The following is an 11,529-nucleotide window of genomic DNA, read 5'->3' as shown; positions in this document are numbered from 1 at the left end:
GACAATTTGACCGTGCGAATTTCCGCAGTAGAAAGCGTTGCCGAATCTGCGTCGGTCAATGTGGGCTCGGCGGATTCTCGAGTCGGCTTTTCGGTGCTCGGCCAAAGCAAAAATGCGATACAGAGAACGAGCGTGCAGAGCCCGACCGCGTAAAGGGATTTCTTTTGCATGATTCGTATTTGCCAAAGTGTCCTTGTAACAATCCAAAGACGGTGTGCGGGAGAGAGAGAGAGACAGACGTGGGGCCATTTACGCTTGGGGTGTCAACGGGCGACACGCGAACCGACATCATGCGCATGCGTGTGCACAATTGAAGGAACGCTTACCTAGCGAGAGCAAAAACGAACTAGGTCCGCATCACGCAAACGAGTGTGCAGAGAGGCACATCAAGATAGGTTTGCGTAAAAGAATGAGATGGCAGACTGTCGGGCGACGGCGGCACGGCAACATCGGGGTTACCAACCACGACCCAGCGATTCAATGCATACGCGTGCAGCAAACTCCACACAATCGCCGAGTCGTGATCCACGACGGAATCGCCATCCTCGCCCCAAATGCCCAATGGCGAGAACGAAGCCGAATGAGGTCCATTCATCTCGTCGGTACCGCGCGCCAGAAAATCAGACGGCAAAAACAAGTGCCAATGCAATTCCTGGCACTCATAAACCTCGAACACTGCGGCGTTACAGTCAACGGTGTGTTGGGCAGCCACGGCAGCATCGATTTGATGATGCCGAGCGAGATGAGCGGTGAGCACACTGTCGCGTAAAGTCTCGTGCGAATGCAGCACCGGCAGCGGGAACTGAGAAAGTACCAACCAAACCAAAACGGCCAGACGCAAGCCACCCGCGGCAACTGAATTGACAGCTGTGCGGCGGAGGGGACCGGCGACAACGAGTGGAAGGTGGGACATAGAACCAATATTACTCAGCAGCGAAACCGCAGTCAATTCTGAGCTCAAGTCAGTATCGGCTGCCCCCGAGGTTGCTGTCCCCGATGTTTCCATCTCTTTGGCGCGAGGTCGATTCGCGCATACAAAAACCGAGACATGCAATAAACATGTCCCGGTCAAATAATAAGCGTGGTGTGCTTAGGTGTTAGCGATTCAGTTCGATACCGAACGTCGCACCGACCATCACAACATCTTGGTCTTGCGAGCCACCTTGTTGTTGGTTGGTGCCGGATGGGTCGACAGGTCCGCCTCGCCAAATTCCGGTTGCCAAGTCGATCACTTGAACCCCGGTGCGAATTTTGATCGCCTCGGTCAATTGGTAAGCCAGTTCGCCACGAACATCGAACCCGATCACGAACTCTTCGTTCCGATCATACAAGGCACGTGTTTGTGTCGAGAAGTTGTTGTCAGGAACATCTCCGACTCCAACCGTCGTTTCGACATCACGTTGTGATTTCGCACATTGCAGACTGCCACCAACCATGCCGCGGAAGTCAGCGGAGTAGGTGAAGCGGTCACGGAACTTGACATATCGGAAACCAAATTGTGCCGCCAAGATTTCGTTCTCGGTGATCACCGAATCGGTTGTCAATTGTTCGTAGTCATCACCCAAGTTGACGTCGGGAAGTGCCGAACCGTCGGCGGTGGTGATGTAGTTCTGCTGGCTGTTGTAATCGTTCAACCGGGCCCAGCGGAAACCGACGAATGGTTCAAGGATACCACCGTAATGATACGGCTCCATTCGCCAAGTCTTGTTCAGTTCGTAGCTGTTGAAATCCATGACGTTGACCGAATCGCCGACGAAATACAGCCGCTGGTCATAGCCAGGGGTGTTACCATCGCCTTGAATAACGGGTCCTGGGTCATCGACATCGTCGGGGTCAGCAACGACACCGAATCGAATCAGACGCTCGCGAGCCACGACGTCTCGTTCGCCAGGCCCGTTCATCTGAGTGTAGGTGAACATCCAACCGTGTTCGACATCGGGCAACATGTAGCCGATTTCGTACCGATGTCCCCACCCTTGATCGAGTTTCGTTTCAGCGTCCTGCACGAGCTCTAACTCAGGCCGCGACGCGTACAGAGCCAATCGATCGTAAGTTGCGAACCAACCTGTGTTGGCCCGCTTCTTTGGCTTCATATCGGCCAAGTCCATGTCATAGACAGGCCGGAACCATTGAAAGTCAGGATCGAACGCTAGCGGGTCCGCTGGTGGCACATGGTCTTGTGCATTTCCTGTGGCAATGGCGCCTAGCATCGCTAATGTTGTGAGCAGGCTTGCCGTCAGCTTCCGTACCGACATCGCGTGTTCCACCGTCTTCATGAAGTTTGGTTTGTCAAGTGACACATCCGTCACTCTATGCCTATTGACCGCCCTCTGTGATCGACAACGTCAACACAAAGTCGTGGCGGGTTCACACCGAATTATTCTCACGCTGACCGCCTAACACCCATTCAGGGTCAAAGCGATTTGCGAGAGAGCAATTCGGGTTGTACCGGTAGTATCGGCTGGCTCGATCGCGAAGGCTTAGTTTGTTTGGCAACAGAAGCAGCAAAAGTCCGAGAATCTGCAAAACCGGAACACTTTGCCATTGCTTTCCCGCAAATTCCGGGGGTTTCGCAATCGAGCTGACGGTAAAAAAGTGAGTCGCCAACGACCCTGCGCCCCATTGTTGACCTAAAAATGCGGTACTTCATGGTGGACGCCAGCAAAAAACGCAACGCTGTGAAGCAATTTTGAGTCGTGTTTTTCGAGGTCATCACAACCCGAACGCGAATGTTTTGAAGTTGAGCTGTTCTTCGTGTTGCGGGCCAACGGCTGGGCAATTTGCCTCGCCCGGCCCAGCGGGCCGGGTGAATCTCGCTTCCGCCGGGCTTGCCCCGGTCGGTGCGACAACTGGCTGCTACCTGGCAAGCCGGGCAAGACGCCCTCCCCCCTTTCCCCGCGAATCGCCGGAAGGCGATTCGCGGGGAAAGGGGGGAGAGAAATTCGGTTCATTGGTTGTCTTGGCCCCAGCCCGCTGGGCTGGGCTAGGTAAACTTCCGGGGCGTTGCCCCTCGATACAAAAGCACCACTTCAAAATGCGTAAGCGAGCGATTTCCCGGCGTTTTGAGATTCCTCGCTTACTCGTAGGGTTTTTGAAACATTGCAAAACACGGGTACGTAATGCTTCAAAGTGCCGAACGACTCCTGTCCACGTTCCTTCCGGCTACGTGCTTATTTCTTGCCCATCGCCCGTTTGCTGGCAAAGAAATCGGTCAGCACTTTGCCACAGCGATCCGCCATCACCCCAGACGTGACCAAACAGCGATGATTCAACCGGGTGTCTTCGAGCAATTGGTACATGCTGGCCACCGCGCCGGCCTTGGGGTCCGTCGCACCAAAGACGACGCGAGGGATTCGCGACTGCAAGATCGCGCCGGCACACATAATGCACGGTTCGAGGGTGACATAGAGCGTCGTTTGCTCGAGACGCCAATCTTCCACCGCCGCCGCGGCTTGCGTGATCGCAATCATTTCCGCGTGAGCGGTCGGATCTTTCAAGCTTTCACGTTGATTTGATGCCGCCCCAATAATGGAGTGATCGCGAACAATGATTGCACCGACCGGAACCTCGTCCGCGTCCACCGCCTGGAACGCCAATTCGAGCGCACGCCCCATCCAGTACGAGTCGGACTCGAACATCATCTTGGCTTGCTGCTGTACCTCGGGAGATTCAAACGCACGAATATCCGTTTCTCGATCACTCACTTTGATTCCTTTTGCTTCACATCGTTTTTCTTCGCGGTGTTTTTCTTCGCGGTGTCCGCATTGGATGCGGCCTTGTCTGATTCATCCTGATTTTCAGACGCTAGATCCTCTGCCGTCAATCGGCGGACCCGCATGTTGCGAATCTCGGAATCACACTGGAAAGCGGCTACCCCCAGCGGTTCACACTGTTCCATCTCGGCACGAATATCAAAAACGTGACCTTCACGCGATTGATCGATCAGTTTTTTGCCATCGATCCAGCACTCGATTGCCTTGTCGGTCACGCGAGCACGCACCTTGTACCAGGTGTCATTGTCAAAGTTGCGAAATTGCGTCGTCGCATTCTGGCTGGCGTCATTGTCGTCGACGTTGCTGATCCCCAGGATCCCGCCGCCCCAACCGCCCATGATCAAACTGACCTTGGATTCGCCCACCGGGAACGTCAAACCGCAAAAGAAGTCGTAGCCTTCGGTCCGCCGTGCTTCCAATGCGATCTCATAGTTTTCCCGAAGCACGTCGCCTTCCCAGCGAATGCCCGAAAGCGGATCGCCGTAACCGATCTTGGCCGAATTGCCCTTGATTTCGACTTCTCCATCACCCCCAAATTGACAAACGACCCAGGAACCTTCCAGCGGTTTCCAATTCTTTGCAGCGTTTGCCTTTTCGCTGTCAGTTTTCTCATCAACCTTTGCATCGGATTCCGATGGAACCGCTGCAGGGGTCGGGTTGGATTCGGAAGATTGGGCCAGAGCCGTTTCCGGTGAGCCCACCCCAAAAATCGTCGAGAGGACGATCGCCAGCGTGAAAACGTTGATGTTAGTCATGGATGTGATCGCGAAACACTTGCAAAGCAGCTGGTTTAGCACCGTCGATACCTTATCTAGCAAATTGGAAAGGGGATGTAGATGGAAGATCAGACACCACAGACGCACCCGTCAGAGGGGAAAGCCCGGCATTAGCCGCTTCGCCCACTGCCGGTCCTTGTCCGTACACCTTGTCTCGAACAAAACGGAGTTTCTAATGTCTTCTGCTCCAGCTTATCCCAACATGGGGACATCGATGCAGTCTATCACGAAAAAAACGATCCTTGGCTTCCGGCTAGCATTCTTTGCGTTGGCGGGCTATTGGTTGGTCATCTTCGTGCTCACTCACATTCCCAGCTCGATGATCAAACCGCCGAAGATCAGCGACAAGCTCATGCACTTCATGGCTTTCGGGGGGTTGGGACTGCTGATGTGCTACGTGACGACCTCGGATCGGCTCGTTCGACGTTTCAGCATCATTGCGGTGATAGGAATGAGCTACGCGGCGATCGACGAATACACCCAAGGCTTTGTCCGCGGACGATCACCCGATCCGATGGATTTCGTGGCGGACACTGCGGGCATTCTGACCGCAATTGCGGTCTACGCGACTCTGCGATGGGTGTATTCCGTCTGGAAATCACGAACCGCGTTGGCTTCGTGATCAATTCGCCGTTGACCCCTCGCACTACATCGTCGACAATCTCACAAAGGCTGCTAAAGCCTCGAAATTGCCTAATTTGATGCCGCTTGGAACCCTTCCGGTCAACATGTCGACGACTGCTGCTACCCCTGAAATCGCTCAATATTGCCTGCAAACCGCTGAAGCGGCACGTGCGGCCTCGTATCAACTCGCCTCGTTGGACGCAGAGGTCAAAAACCGCTGGCTCCGTCATGCTGCGGCGGCTTTGGTCGCGGCGACCGACCCGATTATCCAAGAAAATGAAAAAGATCTTGCGGCGGCCGCGGACTACGGTTTAACCGACGCTGCGATCGATCGATTGCGATTGGATGCCGCCCGCATTAAGTCGATCGCCACCGGACTCGAGGAAATCGCGATGCTTCCCGATCCCGTCGGCGAAGTGATCGAAGGACACACACGACCGGGTGGACTGCAAATTCTGAAGCGACGCGTCCCTCTAGGCGTCGTCTTTTTCATCTACGAAAGCAGGCCCAACGTGACCGCCGATGCTGCGGGCATTTGTGTCAAAAGCGGCAATGCTGTGATCTTGCGTGGTGGCAAAGAAGCGATTCATAGCAGCAAAGCGATCGTCAAAGTCTTGGGAGAATCGGCCCAGGAGTGCGGCGTCCCCAAAGATGCGGTGCAGTTGGTTTCGACTACCGATCGGCAAGCTGTCGGTGAATTCCTGTCGCTTGGCGAACTGATCGACGTGACGATTCCTCGTGGTGGGGAAGGGCTGATCCGCCGCGTCGCCGCCGAAGCCACCATGCCCGTCATCAAACACTTTGACGGCAATTGCCACGTCTATGTGGATCAAGATGCGGACATCGAGATGGCGGTCAACATCATCGAAAATGCCAAGTGCCAGCGAATGGGCGTTTGCAATGCCTGTGAATCATTGTTGGTACACGAAAAAATCGCGGCCGACGCCATTCCCGCCATCGCGAAACGGCTGACCGAACGCGGCGTTGAAATTCGCGCCGACGAACGAGCTATCTCGTGGATCGACAATGCCTTGCCAGCGACGGACGAAGATTGGTCGACTGAATATTTGGGTCCCACGATCAGTGTGGCAGTGGTCGGATCGCTCCAGGACGCTGCGGCACACATCAATCGTTACGGTTCTCATCACACCGATGCAATCGTCACCGGCGATCTGCGGGCTGCGGAAACCTTTACGACGCTGGTCGATAGCGCGGCCGTAATGGTCAACGCCAGCACACGATTCAACGATGGCAGCGTGTTCGGTTTGGGCGCCGAGATTGGCATCTCGACCGACAAATTTCACGCGCGTGGCCCATGCGGACTTCGCGAATTGACCACATACAAATACATCGTCCGTGGCGATGGTCACGTGCGAACTTAGTGCGACGAATCGGGTTTGCCACCGAAGCGAAGATCGCAATCAATAAGGACAAGGGATATGTCAGACGAATCGCTCAGCCAGAACCAAGTCGAAAGCTTGCTCAAGGCGATGGAAACAGTCGATGGACCGGCGCGAGATGCGACCGATCCCGAAGCTGCCGAAGCAAAGCAGAGCGAAGCATCGGCGGTACCACCGCGTGGGAAAACATCCCATCAAAAAATGTCGGGGCTGTTGCCCGAAGGAACACGAGTCACATCGTACGACTTCAAACGTCCCGAACGCGTTGGCAAGGACCAGATGCGGGCGATGCATTCGCTGCACGAAACGCTGGCCCGAAACTATGGCGCGTCGATGTCCGGTTTGCTGCGGACGATGACCGAAGTCAAATTGCTGAGCGTCGACCAACTGACCTACAGCGAGTTCGTCTTCAGCTTAGACAACCCCAGTTGCTTTAGCGTGTTGAAACCCAGCCCGCTCGAAGGCCACTGGATTCTTGATGTCGCACCGACGCTTTCCTACGCCGTAATCGACCGCATGCTAGGCGGCGACCCCAAACCGGGTGAAGCGATACGTCGACCGCTGACCGAAATCGAAACGCGACTGATTCGCCGAATCGTCGATCTGTTTCTAGAGCAACTTAAAGTCACCTGGGAAAACATCGTCGAACTCGAATTCGAGGTCGACCGGATGGAAAGCAATCCTCAGCTGGTGCAAATCGTTCCACCGAACGAAGTGATCATTTTGGTCGGTTTTGAAGTCATGCTGGGCAAGAACCGTGGCATGATGAATCTGTGTATTCCGTTCAACACGATCGAAGGATTCAATTCCCAGTTGTCGCGTAACGGATGGGTCGGCTACGGCAAAGGAAAGCCAACGGAAAAGTCACGCGAACGAATCTCCACCAGCATCGAAGCGGCTCCGGTGGATGTGGTCGTCACCTTGGCAAGGTCCAAAATCCGCACCGGCGATCTATTGGAACTGTCGGTCGGCGACGTGATCACGACCGAAAAAGAGGTCAATTCGCCACTGGAACTGTCGATCCAGGACGTGCCTAAATTCAACGCCCGAGCGGGTGCCTTCAAAGGCAAGAAAGCGGTCCGCATCGAATCGATCCTCGAATCCAAACGCATCCCTCCGGACGAAGATTCTGAGTAGGCTGAGACCCTGAGTAAGCCGAGATCCCGAGGTCCCCAGCTTGGCGAAAAGGAAAGAGGTGGGCGAGGCATACAACCGTAGGCCAAGTGAATGCGCTCAGAACGACCGATACGCATCGTTTGTTGTGCTTGGACTGCAAGAGGTGGATGATGGCTGGTTATAATCGTGCAGTCGAAAAACCATTGCCCTTGGCTGCTTGCAGCCCCCTCTCGGATTGGAACCCATGCATAGATACCGTGGTCACTGCTTACGTCTCCTGGCTCGCCTAGCTATCGTGCTGCTAATCTCCGCAGCCTCTGCGTCGGCGGAAACCAAGAGTAAAACCACTGAGGTTCGCCAACGACCGAAGCTTCAAATCATCAACGCCAGCGATCAAACAATCGATATCTTTTGGCTCGAATCCAAAGGCAAACGAGTTCCCAACGGAACATTGGAACCGGGCGAAGACACCGTGATCACCACCTCGCTTGGCCACCAGTTTGCGATCGTCGGTCGTCAAGACAACCGCGAGCAAACGGTCACCAGCCATACTCGGGTGCAAGGGGTACGTTTCGATCCCGATAGCCAACAAGGGGTGCCGTCGTTCTACTCACAATCAATCAAAGCAAAAGGTTTTCCGATCGTAGCCTCGGCAACGGTCAATCCGTATGCTCTGCAAGAAGCCAAATACTTGATCGAAAAAATGCTTGGCAATCGTGCCGACGTGCTGCAGGCGATGACCGATAGCGGAGCTCGGTTGTGCATCATGGCTCATGATGAATTCACAACCGATTTGCCAGAGTTCGCTCATTTCGCTCGCAAGGCACCTGCCGGTTTTTCGCAACTCGACGCCAAAGATTACTGGGACGCGAGGGCACGTGGCACCGGCGGCAGTGAAACCGACCCATTTTGTTCGGTCGGCGAAGAGAATCTGTTGGCCTATCCGGGCGACCCGTATGCTGCCGAGAGCATCCTGATCCACGAGCTTGCTCATTGTATCCATCTGCGAGGCATGGTTAATGTCGACCCCAGTTTTGACAATCGGCTAAAAGAAACCTACAAGGACGCGATGAAGCGTGGGCTTTGGAAAGGAAAATATGCCAGCGTCAATCGGTTCGAGTATTTTGCCGAAGGCGCGCAGTCTTGGTTCGACGACAATCGCGTCAATGACCACGACCACAATCATGTCAACACTCGAGTGGAATTGATTGAGTATGATCCGGGGTTAGCGGCGATGTGTCGTGAAGTTTTCGGCGATGTCAAATTCAGTTACAGCAAGCCGACAACACGATTAAAGGGACACCTTGCGAAGTATGATCCCGAGCAAGCACCAAGCTTCCAGTGGCCCGCACGGCTGACTCATGCTAAGCAAGCGATTCGGCAACACGCCCGCGACCGCGACGCGAAAGCCAACTCGGGTGAAGACAGCCAAACCGCGGAGTGATCCATTGCTGTGTAAGCGATTGACATCGCCGATTGCGGCGATGTGCAGCGGATGGAAACGAGCAGCGATCCAATTCACTCAGTTTTTCATCGAGTGCACCGTCTTTCATCGAGTGAATGCATTGCCAAGCACACTCGGATCAGGTGCTGCCGCACGAAGCGACGGCACGGATCGACAAATGCATCTCCGGCGAGACAACTTTATCACGGTGGTCAACCGTCCACTCTAGGACGACACTTAAAAAGGCACCAAACCCCTCTCGAAGGTGGAACCATGTGTTTTGGCAGCTATACTGAATCTCAGATGTGGATTGATGTATTGGCTTACTTGACAGCGTGTGGTTTTCAACATGAGTGGCGAGCGTGGCTCTTTGCCGACTGTTTTCACCTGGATGGGAGGTGGATTGATTGTTGGGATCGCGGCCTTGTTCGGGCTTCGCCCAGGTGCCAATCCCGTGGTGTCGGATCTATCGCCGCCAGCCATTCCGACCGCCGTATCGAATGAAATGTATCCGTCCATCGAAGGGACAATTAGTTTGCCCGGATCGATGTGGGACGATCCGTTCACCCATGTCTACGGTGATCAACTACAAGAGATTGCGTCGAAGGTACCGGATTTGTTAGCCGCATCGGATGTGACAACCATCCTGAAAGAGAAACTCGGCGACGACGGCAGAATCATGTATCTTGTCGTCCCTGTTCCAGGCGCCGTCCACACCGATCGTAGCGGGCTAGAGAGTCATGTGCGAAAACGTCACGCCGTTGAGTTGGCTTTGGCCAACCAAGGATTCAACCTGTCGTTTCCCAACCGCATGACCTATCGGCCGTCCAAGCTGACATACCACTTTTCAACACGTGCGGCCGAAATTAAATCGCCTTCGGAGGTCGACCAAGAACCTCCGCCTTCGGAGCGGATAGAGGATCCCGATGCAGCAGTCGATCGGACTGGTGATCCGCCTGTCGAACCGCCCATGGATCGTCAATCGACCGCCGTCACAATCGACCCGTTTCTACCGACGAAACTCTATAAACATCGCAATACTGACGATTATATCCTGATCACGTGGATCCAAGAAACTCATCTCGGCAAGCAACCGCTTTCGACGCTCTACGATATTCTGCAACCGATCGTCGTTGACACTAGCGACAAGAAAAACGCCGCTTTCGCACTGCTTGGCCCCACGTTTAGCGGCTCATTACGCGATCTCGTCCGAGACGGTAAGCAATTGGATTTGACGCAGCAGTCCGATCGTACCGTCGCGTCCTTTTTCGACGATTGGGGTCTCGGTGCGGTCGTATGCAACACTAGCTGCACGGCGTCGGACCGTAGTCTGGGATTGTCAGCAGGGCAAACGGATTTGAAGATTGGATCCCACCGCTTCGTCAAATTGATTCACACGATCGGATCGGACGAGCGGCTTTTGACCGCACTGCAACGGGAACTGACTCTTCGTGGAGTATGGCCATCCGATGGATCGACGAACAAATTGGTGATCTTTGCCGAACAGAGTTCGCTTAGCTATGTCGAGGAAATGCAGAAGAGTCTGTTTGAAACGAGCAATCAGCAGCCGGTCGTCATCCCCTATCTAAAAGATATTGCCGACTCCGGTAGCCAGTCATCCGGCGGGGATTCTCGCGGCGACCATTCCACGGTCAAAGATTACTTGAATCGATCGATGCAAGAGCTTGGCAAGATGGCTTCATCGCGGTTGATCAACCCGAGCCGGGTGCGTGCGGTTGGGATACTCGGTTCTAGCTGGGAAGACAAGAATTTGATTCTGGAAAAGGCACGTCCGATTTTCCCTGTCGCCACGTTCTTCACCACCGAGCTGGATGCACGCTACAGTCTTCCGGACTTTAATTCTCACACGCGGAATCTGGTGGTGGCATCCCATTATGGATTGGGGGTACGAGGTCGCAGTAACATTTTTGGCCGAGTCAACAATATTCCCAGCTTTCGCGACGGCTACCAAACATCGGCCTTTATCGGGATGTCCGTGTTATGTCACGCGTTTTTAGAGAAAAAGCTCAAAGACGATCGATTCGAAAAATACTATGGCGACGTCTCGCAGGATCTCTTTGACTTGGTAGGACGACGACAAACCAAAGCCTCTGCGTCGATATCCCAGTCCTATTTGCAACCACTCGCATTCGAGATTGGAAACGGAAACCCGATTCAATTGTCGGCGACGCAAAGTCCCAAGTACTTGCCACTACGTCAACCGGCCGGCGTAAAATCCATCCACGAACATCGCCCTCTGATTTGGACGATCGTGGTGGCGATGATTGGCATTTTTCTCGCATTCAATTTCTTGGCGGCATTTTCCACCGATGCCTCAAATTTTCGCGACAGGCTGCGAAACGGATATACGGCAACCTACGAACTTTTTCAAAAAC

At 54.2% G+C, this 11,529-nt stretch carries 10 protein-coding genes; 6 read left to right on the top strand and 4 right to left on the bottom strand.

Features of this window, described 5'->3' with window-relative positions; genetic code table 11:
• Positions 1-346 precede the first annotated feature (346 nt).
• From RMSM_RS24855 to RMSM_RS24835, 4 genes are all read right to left on the bottom strand, one after another.
• A complete protein-coding gene (locus RMSM_RS24855; RefSeq protein WP_144057936.1) occupies positions 347-913 on the bottom strand; it encodes a hypothetical protein in 567 nt (188 codons plus the stop codon).
• 184 nt (positions 914-1,097) lie between these two features.
• The gene (locus RMSM_RS24850; protein WP_052031797.1) at positions 1,098-2,276 is read right to left on the bottom strand and encodes a hypothetical protein; all 1,179 of its coding nucleotides are present in this window, start codon (positions 2,274-2,276) and stop codon (positions 1,098-1,100) included.
• An 894-nt stretch (positions 2,277-3,170) separates the two neighbouring features.
• A complete protein-coding gene (gene tadA, locus RMSM_RS24840) occupies positions 3,171-3,638 on the bottom strand; it encodes a tRNA adenosine(34) deaminase TadA (RefSeq protein WP_040769307.1) in 468 nt (155 codons plus the stop codon).
• A gap of 62 nt (positions 3,639-3,700) precedes the next feature.
• Positions 3,701-4,528, bottom strand: a complete 828-nt coding sequence (locus RMSM_RS24835; RefSeq protein WP_008703014.1) for a 3-keto-alpha-glucoside-1,2-lyase-like domain-containing protein — start codon at positions 4,526-4,528, stop codon at positions 3,701-3,703.
• Positions 4,529-4,724: 196 nt separating this feature from the next.
• Between RMSM_RS24835 and RMSM_RS24830 the strand changes: the two genes are divergently transcribed.
• The 6 genes from RMSM_RS24830 to RMSM_RS24805 all read left to right on the top strand — a co-directional run.
• Positions 4,725-5,171, top strand: a complete 447-nt coding sequence (locus RMSM_RS24830) for a VanZ family protein (protein ID WP_236622292.1) — start codon at positions 4,725-4,727, stop codon at positions 5,169-5,171.
• Between the two features lie 79 nt (positions 5,172-5,250).
• Positions 5,251-6,555 carry a glutamate-5-semialdehyde dehydrogenase gene (locus RMSM_RS24825; RefSeq protein WP_008703010.1) on the top strand — a complete coding sequence of 435 codons (1,305 nt, stop codon included), beginning with the start codon at positions 5,251-5,253 and terminating at the stop codon, positions 6,553-6,555.
• 57 nt (positions 6,556-6,612) lie between these two features.
• Positions 6,613-7,710: a flagellar motor switch protein FliM gene (gene fliM, locus RMSM_RS24820; RefSeq protein ID WP_008703008.1), complete on the top strand. Its 1,098-nt coding sequence runs from the start codon at positions 6,613-6,615 to the stop codon at positions 7,708-7,710.
• A gap of 274 nt (positions 7,711-7,984) precedes the next feature.
• Positions 7,985-9,133, top strand: coding sequence for a hypothetical protein (locus tag RMSM_RS24815; protein WP_008703006.1), 1,149 nt, complete (start codon positions 7,985-7,987; stop codon positions 9,131-9,133).
• Positions 9,108-9,362 (top strand): hypothetical protein, encoded by a 255-nt coding sequence (locus RMSM_RS24810; protein WP_040769301.1) that lies wholly within the window; start codon positions 9,108-9,110, stop codon positions 9,360-9,362. Before RMSM_RS24815 ends, RMSM_RS24810 begins: the two co-directional genes overlap by 26 nt.
• A 141-nt stretch (positions 9,363-9,503) precedes the next feature.
• On the top strand, positions 9,504-11,529 hold a 2,026-nt coding region (locus RMSM_RS24805; protein WP_201767073.1), incomplete at its 3' end, for a hypothetical protein.

It is taken from the genome of Rhodopirellula maiorica SM1, assembly GCF_000346295.1.
GTDB lineage: Bacteria > Planctomycetota > Planctomycetia > Pirellulales > Pirellulaceae > Novipirellula > Novipirellula maiorica.
The sequence above is the reverse complement of the archived record's forward strand: the minus strand, read 5'-3'. Positions and strand labels throughout refer to the sequence as shown.

Bases quoted from the DNA above. Each gene is read 5' to 3' on its own strand.
- RMSM_RS24835 (WP_008703014.1), bottom strand. From the start codon at position 4,528: ATGACTAACATCAACGTTTTCACGCTGGCGATCGTCCTCTCGACGATT.
- fliM (WP_008703008.1), top strand. From the start codon at position 6,613: ATGTCAGACGAATCGCTCAGCCAGAACCAAGTCGAAAGCTTGCTCAAG.
- RMSM_RS24850 (WP_052031797.1), bottom strand. From the start codon at position 2,276: ATGAAGACGGTGGAACACGCGATGTCGGTACGGAAGCTGACGGCAAGC.
- tadA (WP_040769307.1), bottom strand. From the start codon at position 3,638: ATGTTCGAGTCCGACTCGTACTGGATGGGGCGTGCGCTCGAATTGGCG.
- RMSM_RS24855 (WP_144057936.1), bottom strand. From the start codon at position 913: ATGTCCCACCTTCCACTCGTTGTCGCCGGTCCCCTCCGCCGCACAGCT.
- RMSM_RS24825 (WP_008703010.1), top strand. From the start codon at position 5,251: ATGCCGCTTGGAACCCTTCCGGTCAACATGTCGACGACTGCTGCTACC.
- RMSM_RS24830 (WP_236622292.1), top strand. From the start codon at position 4,725: ATGTCTTCTGCTCCAGCTTATCCCAACATGGGGACATCGATGCAGTCT.